General features: G+C 69.8%; 7 protein-coding genes. 3 read left to right on the top strand and 4 right to left on the bottom strand.

What is annotated here, in order from left to right; genetic code table 11:
* Entirely contained in the window at positions 1-9,246 is a 9,246-nt protein-coding gene (locus tag BLU62_RS13425; RefSeq protein ID WP_074850027.1) for a type I polyketide synthase, read from the bottom strand.
* A gap of 566 nt (positions 9,247-9,812) precedes the next feature.
* On the opposite strand from BLU62_RS13425, the gene BLU62_RS13430 reads away from it, so the two are divergent.
* On the top strand, positions 9,813-10,238 hold the full coding sequence (locus BLU62_RS13430; RefSeq protein ID WP_074850028.1) for an HIT family protein: 426 nt from the start codon (positions 9,813-9,815) through the stop codon (positions 10,236-10,238).
* Entirely contained in the window at positions 10,235-11,011 is a 777-nt protein-coding gene (locus BLU62_RS13435) for an SIR2 family NAD-dependent protein deacylase (RefSeq protein WP_074850029.1), read from the top strand. Before BLU62_RS13430 ends, BLU62_RS13435 begins: the two co-directional genes overlap by 4 nt.
* Before the next feature lie 13 nt (positions 11,012-11,024).
* On the opposite strand, the gene BLU62_RS13440 is transcribed toward BLU62_RS13435, so the two are convergent.
* The 3 genes from BLU62_RS13440 to BLU62_RS13450 all read right to left on the bottom strand — a co-directional run bounded on the left by BLU62_RS13440 (position 11,025) and on the right by BLU62_RS13450 (position 17,573).
* A complete protein-coding gene (locus BLU62_RS13440) occupies positions 11,025-15,179 on the bottom strand; it encodes an AAA domain-containing protein (RefSeq protein WP_074850030.1) in 4,155 nt (1,384 codons plus the stop codon).
* A 109-nt stretch (positions 15,180-15,288) separates the two neighbouring features.
* Positions 15,289-15,645, bottom strand: coding sequence for a rhodanese-like domain-containing protein (locus BLU62_RS13445; protein WP_074850031.1), 357 nt, complete (start codon positions 15,643-15,645; stop codon positions 15,289-15,291).
* A gap of 152 nt (positions 15,646-15,797) precedes the next feature.
* Entirely contained in the window at positions 15,798-17,573 is a 1,776-nt protein-coding gene (locus tag BLU62_RS13450) for a DEAD/DEAH box helicase (RefSeq protein WP_074850032.1), read from the bottom strand.
* A gap of 231 nt (positions 17,574-17,804) precedes the next feature.
* Between BLU62_RS13450 and BLU62_RS13455 the strand changes: the two genes are divergently transcribed.
* On the top strand, positions 17,805-19,592 hold the full coding sequence (locus BLU62_RS13455) for an AMP-dependent synthetase/ligase (RefSeq protein WP_074850033.1): 1,788 nt from the start codon (positions 17,805-17,807) through the stop codon (positions 19,590-19,592).
* The last annotated feature ends 104 nt before the right edge of the window (positions 19,593-19,696 follow it).

Consider the following 19,696-nt stretch of genomic DNA (forward strand, 5'->3'; position numbering starts at 1 on the left):
TCACCGGCTTTCCGCGACCGGACCGCTGCCGTACACATCCGCGGAGTCGAGACGCACCGACGGATCGAGGAGCATACCGGCCTCGGCGTCATGCTCGTCGACCGCCTCGTCGAAGCGACGGTTCGGCGGGCGCTGGTAGGCCGGCTCGCCACCGCAGATCGACTGCAGGAAGCGCTGGCTGCCCAGACGCGCGCGCTCGTCGGCGCGCTGACGGTAGATCTCCCGCTCCTCGGGTGCCAGTGAGGCGATGAAGGCCTCCGGATGGACGACCGCGATGAGCCCGGACACGTGACCGAAGCCGAGGCTGGTCAGCAGACCGGCCTTGAGCGGGAACCGCTCGCCGAGCTGCAGGGTCTCACGCGGCCAGACCAGGTGCGGGTACTCCTTCATCTTCTCGTCGACGCAGTCCAGGCTGCGGTTCGGCGGGATGACGCCGTCGCGGAGCATCTGGCACAGACCGATCAGCTGGAAGGCGGCGGCACCGCCCTTGGCATGGCCGGTGAGCGACTTCTGCGACACCACGAACAACGGAGCACCCGTGCCGCGTCCGATCGCCGACGCGAGCCGCTCGTGCAGCTCGGACTCGTTGGGATCGTTGGCGTTCGTCGACGTGTCGTGCTTGGAGACCAGCGCGACGTCGTCGGCGGTGACCCCGAGCGCGTTCAGTGCGTTGGCCAGCGGCGAGGACAGCGCCCCGCGAGCTGCGCCCAGTGCACCGAGGCCCGGCGCCGGGATCGAGGTGTGAACGCCGTCGCCGAAGCTCTGCGCCCAGGCCACCACACCGAGGACGGGCAGACCCATCTGCGCCGCGACATCGCCGCGGGCGAGCAGGATCGTGCCGCCGCCGGCCGACTCGACGAACCCGCCGCGTCGGCGGTCGTTGGCCCGCGAGAACCGGCGGTCGTCGATGCCGCGAGCGGTCATCTTCGCCGAATCGGCGGTCGCCGACATCGCACCGAAGCCGACGATGCCCTCGATGCCGAGGTCGTCGAAGCCGCCGGCCACCGCGAAGAGCGCCTTGCCGAGGCGGATCTTGTCGACGCCCTCCTCGACCGACACCGCCGCCGTGGCGCAGGCCGCGACCGGGTGGATCATCGCGCCGTAGCTGCCCACGTACGACTGGACGACGTGTGCGGCAACGATGTTCGGCAGCGCCTCCTGCAGGATGTCGTTGGCGTTCGCCTCACCGAGCAGCGTGTTGACGTACAGGTCTCGCATCGAGGCCATGCCGCCCATGCCGGTGCCCTGGGTGTTGGCCACGAGGCCGGGGTGCACCCACCGCATCAGCTCGCTCGGCGTGAAGCCGGACGAGAGGAATGCGTCGACCGTGGCGACCAGGTTCCACAGCGCGACCCGGTCGATCGACTCGACCATGTCCGGGCTGACGCCCCAGCGGGTCGGGTCGAATCCGGTCGGGATCTGACCGCCGACCGTGCGGGTCAGCGCGAACCTGCGCGGCACCCGGATCTCCGTGCCGGCCAGTCGGGTGACCTGCCAGTCGCCGTCGGGGTTCTGCGTGACGCGCGTCTTGTCGGGGTTGGCACTCGCGAACGCGCGGGCCTCGGCCTCGGAGTTGACCGTGAAGGTCAGGTCCTCGTCGATGAACACCGAGGTCAGCAGCGGCGAGGTGTTGTCGACCATCGCGCCGTCGTCGGCGTAGCGGCGGATACCGCACCGCGACACGACCTCGTCGTGGTAGCGCTCGGCGATCTCGCTCTCCGGCACCGGATCACCGGACTCGGTGTCGTACCAGCCCGGCTTGGGAGCCGAATCCCAGTGGATCAGACCGGTGTTCCACGCGAGCTCGAGAACGCCTGCCGCCGAGAGCTTCTCGTCGACCTCCATCTCGAAACGGGTGCGCGCCGAACCGTACGGGCCGAGCTCGCCGGCACCCACGATGACAACCAGGTCCTCGGGACGCGCGTCGATCGACGGCCACTCCGGACGCATGCTGCGCGGTGCGCGGGCGGGTGCCGGGAGTGCTGCGACGGTGGTCTTGGCCGGTGCCGAGTCGGCATCCTCGTCGGCCTCGGCAGCCGCTGCGGCGGTGGCCGCGAGCGCCTTGAGGTCGGTCGAGGCGTCGAGCCCGCCGGTGAAGTCGGCCAGGACCGGCGCGGTCACCGCGGACGCACGCTGTTCGGGCGTGCACAGCGTCAGCAGGTTGGCGGCCATCTCGTCGGTGCTCCAGGTGCGCACTCCGGCGGCCTCGACCGCGTCGACCATGCCGTCGTTGTGGCCCATCAGACCGGTGCCCCGCACCCAGCCGATGAGGGCGTGCGCCAGGGTGGTCTTCGATCCCCACGACTCCTCCGCCGACCAGCGGGTGACGAGCGCGTCGAGGGCGGCCTTGCTCTCGCCGTAGGCGCCGTCGCCACCGAACATGCCGCGGTTCGGGGAACCCGGCAGGACGACGTGGAGGCGGGCCGCGATGTCGTGGTCGGAGTGGACCTCCGCCAGACCGGCGATGAGCCGCTCGACCGACCAGAGCAGGACCTTCATCTCGAGTTCGGCGCGAGCGCCGGCGTCGGTGAGATCACCGGCCACCCGCGGGGCGGCGAACGGGAACAGCATCGTCGGCTTCATGGCCGGCTTCACCACGGCGGTCGTGCCGCCGAGATTCTCGGTCTGTTCCGCGGCGACCCACTCGACCAGGTCGTCGACGTCGTTGTACGAGGCCATGTTCGCCGGGGCGATCCACAGCGCCGCGCCGGCGCGGGCGTTCTCGCGGTAGAGCTTCTTGTAGAAGGCGAGGCGATCGGAGTTCAGTCGCGACGTCGTCGCGATGACGGTCGCGCCACCCGCGAGCAGACCGGCCACCACGCCTGCGGCGATCGATCCCTTGCTGGCGCCGGTGACGACGGCGATCTCGCGGCTGTGGATCCCCTTCTCGGGGTTCTCGGCGGCGTGTGCGATCGCACCGAAGACGCGGGCGTGCACGGCGTTTCCGTTCGCCAGGGCCTTGCCCTGCCACCAGGTCGCGTGCTCGGCGACGGTGTCACCGGCTCCCGCGAACCCGCCGACGACCTCCTCGAAGTCGGCGTCGAGGTCGTGCTCGTCGGTGAGCCAGAGACGGACGAGATCCTCACGGGCGGTCGCCCACCGATCGTCGATCAGGACGACCTTCGCGGCGTCGAACGCCGGTGCGACGGTACGCGCCCAGTCCGATCCGAGTTCGGCGCTGACGAGCTCGGCGAGCTCGGCGTTGGGGTCGGCCGCGGCCTCGGCGAGGTCGGCGACCTCGGCGAGTCCCAGCTTCTCCAGCACCGTGTACGCCGCCGAGGCGAGCGCACCCGAACGACCGGTGATCTGCTCGGTGAACTCACCGAGAGCCGCCGCGTCGACCGTTGCGCCACCTGCGGATTCGCCGGCGGGCTTGCTCACCGCGATGCCCTTCTCGGCACCCACGGCGGCGACGGCCTTGTCGATCAGCGCGTCGAGGGCATCGGCGTTGGCCACCGGGCCGTCGAGCAGGTTGCCCAGCGCCTCACCGCGGACCGAGGCACCGTCCCGGGTGCCCAGGGCGAGTGCGACGGTCGTGTGCAGGCCCCAGCCCGGTCCGAGCTGCCACACGTTGGCGACCCGGTCGGTGATGTAGTTCTGGCGCTTGCCCACCGGGCCGAGGACCTTGCGGATCTGGTCGCTGACGGCGTCGGTCAGGACCGCACCCAGCGGCCGGTAGCCGCGGGCGAGCGTCTCGACGGTCGACGCCAGCGCCACCATGTCCGCCTCGGCCGCACCGTCGATCGCGCCGAGCCCGAGCTCGCCGCCGATGTCGAGCAGCAGCTGGTTGCGACGTGAGGACACACCGTCGCACAGCGCCTCGATGGTGTCGGCCGCACCGATCTGGTCGACGCGCATCTTGGTCCACAGCGCGATCACGGACTTCACCGCATCAGACGGGGTGAACGCGATGTCGTCGGGACGCGGGCCGCCGGCGGGGGCTGCCGGAGCCGCGGGAGCGGCCGGTGCCGGTGCCGCAGCGGTCTCGGCGGCGGGAGCCGCTGCCGGAGCCTCGATCTCGTCGTCGTCGGGCTCGTGACCGGCGTCCTTGGCCAGGATCACGTCGGAGTCCCGTTCGACGTTGACGACCTCGGTGGTGGCCGCGGCGTAGTCGTCGAGCTTGAGGGTGTTGTTCGCCAGACCGGTCAGGGTCGGAGCACCCTTCAGGCCGATCTCGACGAAGCGCTGCACACCGAGACCGTTGCGCTCCGGACCGCTGAACAGCAGGTCCTGGGTTTCGATCCAGCGCACCGGGCTCGCGAACTGCCATGCGAGCAGCTCGATCAGGATGACGCGGGCCAGCTCGGTGGGCTTGGCGGACCAGGTGTCCCAGTCGGCCAGGACCTCGTTCAGCGGATCGGACGGCACGAGGGCCGCGATCTCCTCGACGAAGTCGCGTCCGAGGTTGAACAGGCGCGGCACCAGGTTCGGGATGTAGCGACCGATCAGGATGTCGATGTCGATGTCCTGCGGGAGCAGCTCGGCGAGCTTGCCGCGGAACTCCGGCACACCGGCCCGCAGGACGGTCGAGTGGAACGGGACGTCGATACCCGGGATCAGGATGAAGGCGCGCTTGCCACCGAATTCGGCACGGCGACGGTCGATCTCGGCTTCTAGGTGCTCCAGGCCGCGGACCGTGCCGGCGATCGCGTACTGCGAGCCGAGCAGGTTGAGATTGACGACCTCGAGGAACTCCCCGACCTGTTCACCGAGCCCGGAGACGAAGCCGGTCACATCGGCGTCGGCCAGCCCGAACTGGCTCGGACGGATCGCGGCCATGCGGTAATCGCTGCGGCCCTGCTCATCTCGCGGGACGAGGTGGTGCATGGCCTCGCCGCGCTGGAACACGACCTCGAGGACGGCCTCGAGCGGCAGGACGCCGGCGCAGGCCGCGAGGGCGTTGTACTCGCCGACCGAATGGCCGCAGGTGATGGCACCCTCGACGAAGCCGCCGGCCTCCTTGAGTTCGGCGATCTGCGCGACACCGAGGGTCGCCATGGCGACCTGGGTGAACTGCGTCAGGTACAGCACGCCGTCGGGGTGGTTGTAGGTGGTGCCGTTGGCGACGAGGGTCGTCGGGTTGTCCCGCACGACGGCCAGGATCGAGAACCCGAGTGCCTTGCGGGTGTGCTTGTCGGCGCGGTCCCAGATCTTGCGCGCGGCCTTCGATCGCGAGCGCGCGTCGAGGCCCATGCCCTTGCTCTGGATGCCCTGGCCCGGGAACGCGTAGACGGTGCGCGGCGCGGCCAGCAGACCGGTGGCGCTCATGACGAGGTTGTCACCGACCTTCGCGCTGACCTCCACGACCTCGCGGCCGTTGTCGAGGCCGACGCGGTCGACGCGCACGGTGATGGTGTCGCCGAGGCGGACCATGCCGAGATAGCGTGCCGTCCAGCCGATCAGCGGACGGGCCGACGGGGTCGGATTCTTGGAGTCGGTCGCGGTGACGACCTGCTGCGCGGCGGCCGACAGCCACATGCCGTGCACGATCGGGTCACCGAGTCCGGCCAGCTTGGCGGCCGAGGCGTCGGTGTGGATCGGGTTGCGGTCACCGGAGACGACGGCGAAGCCGTGCATGCGGTTCGGCGCGGTGATGGTGGCCGAGCGGAGCAGCTTGCGGGTGGCCGACTGTTCGGTCCGCGCGGCACCACCGGCCCGCAGCGGGTCGGTGAGCTCGGCGGCGCCGAGGCGACCGCGGATCGCGAATCGCTCCTCGAGCGTGGCGATCGGTCCGGCGGGTCCCGAGATCTCGACCGAGACCTCGACGACGCGTCCGACGTCGGAGTCGCGGACGGCTCCGGTGCGTGCGATCACCGTCAGTTCGGCGGTCTCCGTGGGGATCTGGCCGGTCAGTTCGATCGCATGGTCGAGGTGGACCAGGTCGAGCAGACCTTCGACGACCGGCGCACCGGTCTCGGTACGGGCGGCACCGATGACGCTGAACACGCTGGGCCAGCAGGCGCCGACCAGGGTGTCGGGGACGGCGAAGCCGAAGGGTTCGGTCGGGGTGGTCGGGCGCAGGTGCGCGGGCAGGGAGAAGCCGGTCACCGACGCGTGGTCGGCCACCGAGTCCGGCTGCCAGGTGATGGTCGTGGATGCGGTCCCGTCGGTCACCTCGGCGAGGTCGCCGCCCGCGGCGACCGTGAGGATCTCCGTCATCGCACCGGCCGCCTCGTCGAGTCCGACGACCGGCGCTCCGCCGTCCCGCAGGCCGTGACCGGCGAGCAACGGGATACGCACGGCGGCACCGGAGATCGGGACGACGAGATCGAAACGGACGACGCCGTTCACCGAATCGGCCTGCTCGATCACGGCACCCGTGGGCTCGTGCTCGGCGCGCTCGGGAGCGACGACCGACCAGGCTTCGCGCTCACCGAGAAGTGCGACCGGGTTCGGGACGATCCGCCCCGCCCAGCTCACGTCGTCGGATTCGAGGACGGCGGTCAGGACACCGGCGTCGGGGACCAGTCCCGCGTGGTGACGCGAGGCGACCTGCGCCGAACGCACACCGGCGGTCAGCAGATCGGTGACGACCTGCGCCTCGAAGCGGTCCAGCAGCTCGCCGACCGGCTCGTCGACGCGCGTGATGCCGGCGACGGCCACCGGGCCCGGGATGACGCACACGGCGTCGGCGCCGTAGCGGGCGTCGTGTGCCTGCCACAGGGAGTCACTGCGCCACCAGCGGCGCACGTCCTTGTCGATGACCGGCACGAAGTTGACCGGCTTGCCCGGGGTGCGGCAGAGCTCGAGGAAGAACGCGACATCCGCGGGATGCAGGATGTCGGTGTCGATCTCGCGGTAGACGCTGCCCAGCGCGTCGATCGCGGCATGCGGATCGTCGGTGGCGGACAGCTCGGCGAACATGGTCGGGATGGGTCCCGAGTCCTGCGGGTGCATGCGGGCCTCGGTGCGCTGCAGCATCTCGACGAAGCGCTGCTGCCAGGTGATGTCGGCCCACGGGTGCTGATCGCCGTTGGCGTCGCCGACCGCGAGGGTGGCGTAACGGTCGAGCCATTCGCGGTAGGTCATCGTGGCGACGTCGCCGAAGTACGGCTTGGCGGTGTTCGCCATCGCCGCGATGATCTCGTCGCGGCGGGCGGCGACGGCGTCGGCGTCACCGGCGACCTCGTCGAGCAGACGGCCGCAACGGGACGCGGTGTTGTCGACCTCGTGGATGTCGGCGCCGAGCTGCGAACGGCCGGAGGCCATTCCGGCGGTCGCGTGGCCTGCCCCGATCCACTCATCGATTCCGGCGGTGTCGACGAGGAGCTGCTTGACCTCGGGCGTCGTGGTGGCCTCCTTGGTGGCCATCGCCGCGGTGCCGATGAGGATGCCGTCGAGCGGCATCTGCGGGTAGCCGTACGCGGTCGACCAGACACCGGTCAGGTATTCGCTCGCCCGCTCCGGGGTGCCGACGCCACCGCCGACGCAGATGACGACGTTGGGGCGGGCACGGAGCTCGCCGTAGGTGGCCAGCAGCAGGTCGTCGAGGTCCTCCCACGAGTGGTGGCCGCCGGCGCGGCCGCCCTCGATCTGCACGATGATCGGGTGCTGCGGAACCTCGTTGGCGATCCGCACGACCGAGCGGATCTGCTCGACGGTGCCCGGCTTGAAGGCGACGAAACGGAGTCCAGCCTCGACGAACTCGTCGACCAGTGCGACCGCGTCCTCGAGTTCCGGGATGCCTGCCGAGACGATCACGCCGTCGAGCGGCGCACCCTGGGCGCGGGCCTTCTGCACGATGCGCTTGCCGCCCAGCTGCAGCTTCCACAGGTAGGGGTCGAGGAACAGCGCGTTGAACTGCGCCTCACGGCCCGGCTCGAGCAGGTCGGTGAGGGTGGCGATGTTGCGGGCGAAGATCTCCTCGGTGACCTGACCACCGCCGGCGAGCTCGGCCCAGTGGCCGGCGTTGGCGGCGGCGGCGACGATCGCCGGGTCGACGGTGGTCGGGGTCATGCCCGCGAGCAGCATCGGCGACCGGCCGGTGAGGCGGGTGAACGCGGTCTCGACGACGGTCCGGCCGTCGGGCAGCTCGGCGAGGGTCGGGGCGAACTGCGACCACGGTGCGGCGACCTCGGGGACGCCGCCCGGGCTGAAGAGGTTGCGCTGGCCGACGCGCAGGGCCGCGGGGACGAGTCCGACGCCCTGGCCGCGGACGAGCGAGGCGGTGAGACGGGTCGCGATGTCGCCGGGACCGAAGTCGAGGATCCACTTGGCGCCGCCCGCGACGACCTCGTCGACCGAGGAGACCCAGTCGACGTGCGCGACGAGGATGTCGTGGGCGTGACGGGTGGCGAGCTCGCGGTCGATGCCGCAGCGGTCGGCCCACTCACCGACGAGTTCGACGGCCTCGGCCATGTTCGGGTGATGGAAGGCGACCGACACCTGCAGCTGGTCGAACTTCGGGGCGAACGGAGCGCCGCCGGTCAGCTTGCGCTTGCGCTCGTCGGCCTCTTCGGCGGCGATGCGCTCGCAGAGGGCGACGAAGCCGGCGAGGTGGCGCGGTGCGCCGGAGAGCACGAGGGCGTTGCGGCTGTTCTTGATCGACACCACGGGCGCGGTGGCCAGGTCGCTCTCGGGCAGGCCGGCGCGGTACCGGGCCAGGATCTCGTCGACGCGCGCCGGGGTGACGTTGTTGACCGCGAGCATGGGGGTGCCGTCGGTGGTGACACCGAGTCCGCGACGGCGTGCGATCAGCGAGCCGGCGGCACCGATGAGATGGGCGACGGCGAGCAGCAGGCCCTGCCCGGCCTCCGCGGCGCTCCCGTCGGCTCCGACGGCGTCGGTGGCCAGCGAGCCCTGTGAGTGTCCGATGACGGCGTTGGGCGCAAGAGCGGCGGTGTCGAGTCCCTGCTTGCGGAGCGCCTCGACGGCGGCCAGCTGGGTCAGCAGCACACCGGGACCCGAGAGGGTGAAGTCGGCGAGCGCGGCCTCGGACGGCACCTCTTCACCGGCGTCGTGCGCATGGACCCATGCGAGCGGGTGGAAGCCGTCGGCGCGCGCGACGACGAGGTCGTCGGCGACGGGCCCGACGAGCCGCTCGGCGGCCTCCACGATGTCGGCGATCCGGTGTTCGAGATCGGCGTCGACGACCAGTTCGGCCAGCGTCGGCAACCACGCACCGCCCTGACCGCCGAAACTGATCGCGTAGGGCTCCCCGTGGGCCAGCCGGTCGATGAGCGTGGTGGTGGGGCGGTCGGCGTTGGCGGCGCCCTGCGAGCCGGTGCGGAACTGGTCGACGGTCACGAGTACTCCTCTGTGGTGGTCGGTCTCGGTGGTCGGCGGAGTGTCTATGTGCCGGCGCGAGCGCCGGCGATGTGTCTGGGTGCAGGTGGGAGCCCGGCGAATCCTCGTCGATGAGAACGGAGGGTCGTCCACGACACCGGCGGCATCGCAGGCGTGAACGACCGGGGCGGCCCTGCCTGATACGTGCAAACTGGTACAACTGGTGAACACGCCTGCCATACAAGGACATTGACGATCCCCAGCTCGCGGAGAAGTCGTCTACGACGTGAACGTGACACCCATGATGACACACGAAAGTGAGGGATTCCTCATGTTTCCGGGTGACCTGTCGGTATACCCATGAGTAACCCCGCGGGTAACTTGGAGCACCATGTCAACGACCGTACGAAGGGTCGAGAAACCGCCAGGCCAGGCAACATACCCGAGGGTATGCAGGACGCCGAGCGCGCGCTCGGTCAACCGTTATGAAACCGTGATGTGATCCGGACCACGCTCCTGCCGGTCGGCGGGTCCACCGGCTCCGGCGGCTGCCCCGAGCCGCCGAGGCCGTGCCCTAGAGTCGGGCCATGAGCAGTTGCATCTTCTGCGCCGTCGTCGCGGGCACGGCTCCGGGCCGGATCGTCTACTCCGACGACGACGTCGTCGGTTTCCTCGACATCCGACCGGTCACCCGCGGGCACACCCTGCTCGTCCCCCGCATCCACTCGGCGGGCCTCGACGACCTCGACCCGGCCGTCGGGGCGGCGCTGTTCGCCGCCGGCCACCGGGTCGCATCGGCGCTGAAGGCCGGGCCGATGGCCGCGGACGGGGTGAACCTGGCCCTCAACGACGGCCGGGCCGCGTTCCAGACCGTCTTCCACACCCACCTCCACGTCGTGCCCCGCCACGAGGGCGACAAGCTCAGCTTCGCGAAGGGCCTGGTCGTCCGCCGCGACCCGAACCCCGACGAAACGGCCGACCTCGTCCGCGCGTCGCTCGAGGCCGCGGGGTGACGGGGGCGGCCATCCCCGAGGCCGTGATCGAGCTCGTCCGCGACGCCGACTGGATCACCGTTTTCAGCGGGGCCGGGATGTCGGCCGAGAGCGGCATCGCGACCTTCCGCGACGCCCGGACCGGACTGTGGGAGACCTTCGATCCGGCCGAGCTCGCGACCCCGGAGGCGTGGGAACGCGACCCCGCCCTCGTCTGGGGCTGGTACCGGTGGCGCGCCCGCGAAGTCCTCGCCGCCGAACCGAACGCGGGACACCGGGCGCTCGCCGAACTCGGCGCCTCCCGCACCGTCATGGTGGTGACCCAGAACGTCGACGACCTGCACGAGCGTGCCGGAAGCGATGTGGTGAGCCACCTCCACGGCAGCCTCTTCGCGCCGCGCTGCTCGGTGTGCGGCACTCCCTACGACGGCCCGGACGCGCATCCCTCCGCGACCGACCCCGACACCGAGCACACCGAAACCCGGGTGACACCGCCGATCTGTCCGCACTGCGGCGGCGATGTCCGCCCGGGGGTCGTCTGGTTCGGTGAAGCGCTGCCGGCCGACGACTGGCAGCGCGCCGATCAGGCGTTCCGGGCGGGTGAGGTGGTCATCGTCGTCGGCACCAGCGGTATCGTGTACCCGGCCGCCTCGCTGCCCGAACGTGCTGTCCGCGAAGGCATCCCGGTCATCGAGTTCAACCCCGCCGAGTCGTCGGTGACGGAGTTCGCCACCCACAGTCTGCGAGTCCCGGCCGCCGAGGGGCTACCGGCTCTGGTACGCGCGCTGGGCTGAGGGCCCCTGCGCGTCACTCCCCCGCGGTCAGATCGATCGGGGTCCACGCGGGCGCGCCCTCGGCCGCCGGCCGTGCGGTGAGCGACCCGGGCTTACACCCGCGCGCCTCGAGGGCCGCGGCGACCGCGTCGATCACCCGATCCGGATCGAATTCGAACTCCGACTCCCGAACCCGGGCGAATTCCCAGCCGCAGCGCCGCAATTCACGCTCGCGCTCCAGATCCGAGCGGGCCTGGCGCCCGGTCCCCGGGAACGCATCGGGATCACATTCGACGGCCATCCGCGCGTCGGCCCCGAGAACCACCAGGTCGATGACCCGGTTGTTCACGGTCACCTTCGGGGTGACGTGATAGCCGAGTGCCGCGAGGCGGTTGAACACCCGCTGTTCGAGCAGGTTGTCGAACGGCTCGACGCGGCGGTCGTCGGGCACGTCGGTCGGCATCGGACTGATCGTGAGCCCCTCGTTGGCGGTGAAGTAGGACAGCAACGAGTATCGGAGATCGTTGTGCCGCAGGTCATCCACACCGATCGAGTGAAACAGCCAGACCTGATCCATCGCACGGGTGGCCGCGACGTTGATCCGACGCTGCGACTCCGCGCGGGTCAGGGCCGAGATGGCTGTCGGGTCGGAGACCACCATCGACAGGAAGATGACGCGACGCTCATCGCCCTGGAAGTCCGGCGGTGTCCCCACCCGGATTCGGCGGGTGCGCCACGCCTCGGCGTCGAGTCCGTTCCGCAGGGCTCGCTCGAGGGCCTCCGCCTGTTTGGTGCCCTGCAACGCGATCACGCCGAAATCCCGGCCGTCGTAGGCGGGATCGGCCAGGCAGGTGCGCAGCGAACTCACGATCGCCTCGACCTCGGCGTCGTTGACGAGGCCCGATCCGCTGCCGGTGGCCTCGCCGTCGACGGCGACCGTCCGCAACGGTTCGAGCCGGTCGGAGCCGTACTGCCGCACCGGGATCAGCGGCGCCTTACCGTAGAACTGCTGCGACGAGAACTCGATGATCTCCGGCATCGACCGGAAGTGCTCCCGCAGCCCGACGACGTTGCCGAACCGGCTGCGGAGCAACGAGAACAGGCTCGACCGCGGCGTCAGCCCGTCCCGGAGGTAGGTCGGCAGATCCGGGAGCGCCGCATCCAGTTCGGCGAAGGCGTCGTCGAGCGTGGTACCCGCGAGTCCCACCGGGGCACACTGCTTGTCGTCGCCGACGACGATGATCCGCGGGGCGAGCCACAGCAGGAAGGAACTGGTGATGTCGGCCTGTGACGCCTCGTCGACGATGACGACGTCGAAGGAGTGCCGCCGTGGCGGAAGCGTCTCCGCCACCTGGTTGATCGACATGATCCAGGCCGGGATCGCGTTCTGCGCCACCGCCATCGCCTCGCGTGCGGCACGACGGAACCGGTTGGCGTGCTTACCTGATCCCTTGCCGAGATTGATCATGTGGTCGCGGTAGGACTGCAGCGCCTGTATCTCGCCGGTCGTGGTGCGCACCAGCAGCTCCCGCCAGGCACGTGCCGAGGCGAGGCGGGTGGTCAGCTGGGCGATGTCGACCTCGAGGGCGTCGAGGTCGGCCTGGATCCGGGCTTCGGAATGCGGGTCGCTGCGTTCGGACACCCAGGTGTGGGCGTACCGCCACGCCCAGGCGGCACTCATCTCGCGTGCACGGTCGGACCAGACCGGATCGGACGGTGTCGCCCAGATCGTCCTGGCCAACTCCGGGGCGCGGCTCTTCAGACGCAGTTCGAGGAGATCGAGCGAGGTCTCGGCGTGGGCCTGTTCCCGGGCCTTGACGAAAGCCCGGCGCGCCGAGCGGATCCCGGCGGCATCGGCGGTGCCGAGCGCCGCGAGCAGGGCGTCGCCCTCGGGCGAGGGGCCCTTCTCCAGTTCGGCGGCCAGTCCATAGGTCCAGTCGGCCAGCTCGCGTTCGGCCAGGGCGGCGTCGTTGGCAGCGGCGATCGACCCCGCCTGTTTCGCGACCTCCGCGATCTCGGCGACGCTGCGGGGTCGCGCACCGCCGGGACCGATGGCCTCGAGCTCGTGGACGAGACGGTCACGTCCGGTGATCAACCGCGAGATCCAGGCGAGCTGCGAGTCGAGACGGACGAGCTGATCGACCTGCGCGGACCGGGGCCCGGAGGCGTCGACCGGCACATGGAGATCGGCCAGGATGGTGTGGACCTGCTGTACCGCGTCGACGACCGTCAGGTGGTCGGCCACGCGTCGCAGCGACGCCTCGTCGGCCGGGATCCGACCGTCGACGGTCGCCCGCACCGGCGATTCCTCGACCGCGCGCTGCTGAGCGGATCGGCGCAGGCGTCCGCGCCACTGACCGCCGTCCGCCAGGTGGTCCGCGGCCGCGTCGAACAACGCCGCATCGCCCGGACGGTCGCCCTCGACGAGGACCGTGTGGGCGCCCAGGTCGCGGTCGCGGCGGGCGGCCTCGGCGATCACCGGGGACAGGGTGGTCACCCGTGACCACAGATGGGATGCATCTCCGGCCAGCAGCCGATCGGCCATGTCGACCATCGGTGCGGGGAACGACGACACCTCGGCGGCGGACACACCCAGCTGTTCGCAGAGGTCCTTGATGGCGAGGAGTCGTTCGCTGTCGACGCCGTCCAGCGCCGGGAGCAACGACCCGGCACCGCTCAGAGGCTCGTGGGGGCGTGCGGCGATCCGCGCGCACACCGCGTCCACCTCGCCGGGCTCGGGCAGGTGGTCGGCGAGGTCGGGGAACCGCTGGGTGAGCCGGCCCGTGTCGCCGCCGGTCACCTGCAACAGTTCGACGAGACGCGCGAACTCGGCGGAGTCGAGCGGCGGGACCGCCCCCTCGAGACCGGTCGGCATCCAGTCGTAGCGCTCGGCGTCCCGCTTGACCTGCCGCACGATCTCCGCGGGGGTGCCGCGGTAGTCGCCGGCCACCCACTCGTGGACCTCGGTCTCACCGGCCCGGAGATCCCACAGCTCACGCATGATCTGGTCGCGCCGGCTCAGGGCGTGGTCGCGGCGGGACTCGAGGTCGGCGATCTCGGCGTCGGCAACGGACGCGGAGAACGCCGCTCTGCGTGCCGCGAGATTCTCGACCACCGACACGATGGTCTCGGCATGGTCCTGGGTGATGTCGGCGATCGACACCGTCAGTTCGCGCAGCGCGGGCGGGAGCATGTCCCGCAGCACGTGCAGCGCGTGCGCCTTCTCGCTGACCACCAGCACACGCTGGCCCTTGGCCAGCAGCGCCGAGGCCACATTGGCGATGGTGTGTGTCTTGCCCGTCCCGGGCGGTCCCTCGACCACGACGCCGCTGTCGTTGCCCAGCCGCACCAACACGTCGCGCTGGTCGACGTTCGAGGGCAGCGGGAAGAGAGCGTCGGCGATGAGCTGGTCCGGCGAGAGCACGTCGGGGGCGTCCAGCGCGGCGAGCCGGTCGGCGGCGTCGATCGGCTTGACGAGCTGAGCCAACCCGACGGGCACGGTCGAGTCCTCGTCGCGCAGGTCGTCGATGATCGCGTCGTAGAAGGCCAGCGAGTTCTCGACGCCGCGGCGCCGCAGGACGACCGCCGGTCGCATGTCGAGCGCGAGGGTGGCGCGTTCGGCGTCGATCTCGATCTCGCCCAGCCACTCACCCACGAGATCGGTGACCTTGTTCGCGACGACCGACGGCTGCTCGGCGAGTCTGGTCCGGGTCTTGACCGCACCCGCGAGTTCGAGGCCGTCGACCGCGGCGAGGAGATGCGTGTCGTGCATGGTCGGCGCGGAACCCGTACCGAGGGACAGGCGGATCGTCCCCGACTCGTCACGGTCGGCGACGAGCGCCTGGGTGAGGAGATGCTCGCGGACGACAGGTTCGGAGCCGGCGTCCTCGTGGACGGTGACGAGGGCGTTCGCCAGGACGAGTTCGAGGGTCTCGGGACTCTCGGTCAGTTCGTCGACGAGGCGTGCGACATCCGCGTGGACGGCGTCGGCGGGATCGATCTCGACGACGACCTGTCCCGGTGCGGCCGAGGACCGGACGGAGATCTGCGTCGACGCCCCCACCCACACGTGACCCACGTGTTCGTCGATGTCCCGAACGTCCCCGGATCGCGACCGGACCACGTCCCGCAGGAACGCCATCAGCCGGGTGACCTGGTCTCGCAGTGTCTCGCGAGTGTCATCCTGCATCCGATGGTTTCCTCTCGTCGCCGGCGTTCCTACGCTACCAAGGTGCTGGTCAGAGGAACGCGGACGGCCGCGCCGGGTGTCGCCGAAGACCGCGTCGGGATGCGGCTGTTCAGGTCGTGGAGCGAAGCGCGCGGTAGCCACCCGCGACGTAGCGGACGTTGGTGTATCCCAGGTCGGCGATCTGCTCGGCGATGCGCGGCGCCTCCGAACTCACCGACACCACGGCGATCTCGGTGTCGCTGGCGATCTCCCGGCGCGCGCTTGCGCCGGCGTCGCGGATGACCGGAAAGGTCCCCGTCGGAGTCGGACGCAGACGTCCGGAGAGCTCGCTGGGATCGACCACCCAGGCACCGGGCAGGCTGCCCTGGTGCCTGACCACCTGCGGGCGCGCATCCACCATGACCGCGTTCCCCGCCATGCTGTGGTCCATTGCTTCTGCTGCTGAAATCGCACTCACCACTGACACTGGTGACTCACCAATCCTGTTTCATCGACTGTTGTGTGGCCGACGCGACCTGTGTGTTCGCACGATCGTGAAGACCATCCCTGAAGACCCCCGACCACAAGGTTACGGAATGATCTCGGATTGACAAGCTCCCCAGGTCGCGGCGGGTGCGATCAGGAGCGGCGTCCGCGTCCCGCGACCCGCGGCGACGGCCGCTTGCCCCAGTTGTCGCGACCGCCCTGCGGACCGCCGCGCTTGCCGCCGCGGGCACGCGGGGAACCGAGGTCCTTCCGGATGTCGATCGGGTTCTTGCCGATCTTGGTGTGGCGGAGCGACGACAGCGTCTCGTTGTCGAGGTCGTCGGGCAGCTCGACGAGGCTGAAGTCGTCGCGGATGCTGATGTTGCCGAAGTCTCCGCGAGTCAGGCCGCCCTCGTTCGCGATCGCGCCGACGATCGCGCCCGGGGACACCTTGTGCTTGCGTCCGACCGCGATCCGGTAGGTCGCGAAGCTCGACCCGGGCCGCCGCGGCGTGCGCTCACGATCGCGGTCTCGGTTCCCACGCTTCTCCGATTCCGGCGGATCGGGGGACATCAGGAAACCCCCGTCGCGGGTTTCGAGCGCGAGCGCGGCAGCGATGTCGGCCATCGCCACGTCGTTGTCACGGGCGTAGTTCTCGATGAGCCCGCGGAACAGGTCCAGGTTGTCCGAGGACAGGTTCTGGGTGATCGACTCGGCGAACTTCGTGACGCGCTGGGCGTTCACGTCGTCGACGCTGGGCAGGCCGATCTCGGTCAGCTCCTGACGCGTGGCCCGCTCGATCGCACGGAGCAGATGACGCTCACGCGGCGAGACGAACAGCAGCGCGTTGCCCGAACGCCCGGCGCGACCGGTGCGGCCGATCCGGTGCACGTACGACTCGGTGTCGTGCGGGACGTCGTAGTTCACGACGTGCGAGATGCGGTCGACGTCGAGTCCGCGCGCGGCCACATCGGTGGCCACGAGGATGTCGATCGAACCGTTCTTGAGCTGGTTGATCGTGCGCTCACGCTGTGCCTGTGCGAGGTCGCCGTTGATCGCCACCGCGGACAGCCCGCGCGAACGGAGCTTCTCCGCCAGTTCCTCGGTCGCCTGCTTGGTGCGGACGAACACGATCATCGCGTCGAATTCCTCGACCTCGAGGAATCGGGTCAGCGCGTCGAGTTTGCGCTGATGGGACACCTGCAGATAGCGCTGCGTGATGTTCTGCGCGGTCGCCGTCTTGGACTTGACCGTGATCTCTTCCGGCGACTTGAGGTAGCGCTGGGCGAGCCGGCGAATGGCGCTGGGCATGGTCGCCGAGAACAGGGCGACCTGCTTGGTGTCCGGGGTCTCGGCGAGGATGCGTTCGACGTCCTCGGCGAAGCCCATCGTGAGCATCTCGTCGGCCTCGTCGAGCACGAGGAACTCGAGTCCGGAGATGTCGAGGGTCTTCTTGTCGAGGTGATCGATCACGCGACCCGGCGTGCCGACGATCACCTGGGCGCCGCGGCGCAGACCCGCGAGCTGCACACCGTAGGACTGTCCGCCGTAGATCGGCAGGACCTTCACCTCGGGCATGTGCGCGGAGTAGCGGCCGAACGCCTCGGACACCTGCAGGGCCAGCTCACGGGTCGGCGCGAGGATCAGCGCCTGGGGCGTGCGGGCCGAGGTGTCGAGTCGCGACAGGATCGGGATCGCGAAGGCGGCGGTCTTGCCGGTGCCGGTCTGCGCCAGACCGACGACGTCGCGGCCGCTCATCAGCGGCGGGATCGTGGCCGCCTGGATCGGCGAGGGGGTCTCGTAGCCGACATCGGTGATCGCGGCGCGGACCCGCGGTTCGATGTCGAGGTCGTCGAACGAACCGCCGGGGGCGTCGTTCACGGAGGTGTCAGCCGGTGCGCTGCGCTCGCCTTGTTCGGAGGTACTCATGCGCGGGTCTCATTCATCGCACTCAACTGTAATCGCCCCACCCCAGAATGTCGGCATCGTGCCACGACCTCGTCACATCCGGCGGATGAACACCGAATATCCCACTACGGCGAGCACGTGTGATGCATCACACGGATACTGGTACTGTCAGTGCCACTCAAACGGCGTAGTCCCCGGTCACCGGGGCGCTGACGTCGGAAATGTCCAGATAATGCCCGTCACAGGAGTGCCATGCAGCAGCAGTACGCCACCCCGTCCGATCTGACGATCGACGACAAGGCGAATCTCGTCGACTCGATCCTCCGTTACCGGACCGAGCGGCCCACGATGCCGCTCTTCCGCAAGCGCTCCCACAACCAGTGGATCAACGTCACCGCGAAGCACTTCGCGGACGAGGTCGACGCGGTTGCCAAGGGACTCGTCGCGTCGGGTGTCGAGCCCGGCGACCGCGTGGCGATCCTGTCGTCGACGCGATACGAGTGGACCGTCCTCGACTACGCAATCTGGCGCGCCGGGGCGTGCACCGTCGCCATCTACGAGACCTCGGCGCCCGATCAGGTGCAGTGGATCCTCGAGGATTCGGCGGCCAAGCTCCTCGTCGTCGAGAACCACGAGCACTACACCAAGCACATCCGGGTGATCGACGAGACGCCGACGCTCAAGGAGACCCTGGTCATCGACGACCACGCACTCCCGACGCTGAGCAAGCGCGGCGCGACCGTCGCCGACGACGAACTCGACCGTCGCCATGCGAATTCGCTGTCCACGGATGCCGCGACCCTGATCTACACCTCGGGCACCACCGGCCGCCCGAAGGGTGTCCTGCTCACCCACGCCAACTTCATCGCCGAATGTGCCGCGACCCGTGACGCCGTCGGCGCCGGCCTGGCCGAGGGCAAGACCACCCTTCTGTTCCTGCCGCTCGCCCATGTCTTCGCACGCATCATCGCGGTGGCCAGCGTGGAGAACGGGGTCATCCTCGGCCACACCAACGACATCACGAACCTCGTCAACGACTTCGCCGTCTTCAAGCCGCACTACGTGCTGTCGGTGCCGCGCGTGTTCGAGAAGGTGTACAACTCGGCCAAGCAGAAGGCCTACGACGGCGGCAAGGGCTCGATCTTCGAGAAGGCCACCGAAACCGCCATCGAGTACAGCAAGGCCATGGAGCAGGGCAAGGTCGGCCTCGGCCTGAAGCTCCGCCACGCGCTTTTCGACAAGCTCGTCTACGGCAAGCTCCGCGCCGCCCTCGGCGGCCAGTGTGAGGGCGCGATCTCCGGCGGCGCCCCGCTCGGCGCCCGCCTCGGCCACTTCTTCCGCGGCGTCGGCATCCCCGTCTACGAGGGCTACGGCCTGTCGGAGACCACGGCCGCGGTCACGGCCAACAACGAAGAACACCAGAAGGTCGGTTCGGTCGGCCGTCCCGTGCCCGGCGTGACGATCGCGATCGCCGACGACGGCGAGATCCTGCTCAAGGGGCCGGTCGTGTTCGGCGGGTACTGGCAGAACGAGGCCGCGACAGCCGATGCGATCCGCGACGGCTGGTTCCACACCGGTGACATCGGCACCCTCGACGACGGCTACCTCTTCATCACCGGCCGCAAGAAGGAACTGATCGTCACCGCCGGCGGCAAGAACGTCTCCCCCGCACAGCTCGAGGACACCATCCGGGCCCATCCGATGGTCAGCCAGTGCCTGGTGGTCGGCGACAACAAGCCGTTCATCGCCGCCCTGATCACCATCGACCCGGAGGCCGTCCCCGGCTGGCTCGAGCGCCACAACCTCCCCGCCGACACCCCGATCTCGACGCTGATCGAGAACGAGGATCTGAAGGCCGAGATCGACGCGGCGGTCAAGGAGGCCAACTCCAAGGTCTCCAACGCAGAGGCGATCAAGAAGTTCACCATCCTCGACACCGACTTCTCGATCGAGACCGGTGAGCTGACGCCGACGCTGAAGCTCAAGCGCAACGTCATCCACGACGCGCACAAGCAGGCGATCGCGGACCTCTACACCTAGGCGACCGCGCCAGATACACACTGGCGACCGCGCGAGAGCGATTTCCATCACGACTCACCGCGGCCCGGGATGACTCCGGGCCGCGGTGAGCTCTATCTTCAGAT

Origin of the sequence: Gordonia westfalica, assembly GCF_900105725.1 — a bacterium.
Lineage (GTDB): Bacteria > Actinomycetota > Actinomycetes > Mycobacteriales > Mycobacteriaceae > Gordonia > Gordonia westfalica.

Excerpts from the sequence above, each read along its gene's own strand:
- BLU62_RS13430 (WP_074850028.1), top strand. The coding sequence starts at position 9,813 with ATGAGCAGTTGCATCTTCTGCGCCGTCGTCGCGGGCACGGCTCCGGGC.
- BLU62_RS13440 (WP_074850030.1), bottom strand. The coding sequence starts at position 15,179 with ATGCAGGATGACACTCGCGAGACACTGCGAGACCAGGTCACCCGGCTG.
- BLU62_RS13450 (WP_074850032.1), bottom strand. The coding sequence starts at position 17,573 with ATGAGTACCTCCGAACAAGGCGAGCGCAGCGCACCGGCTGACACCTCC.
- BLU62_RS13455 (WP_074850033.1), top strand. The coding sequence starts at position 17,805 with ATGCAGCAGCAGTACGCCACCCCGTCCGATCTGACGATCGACGACAAG.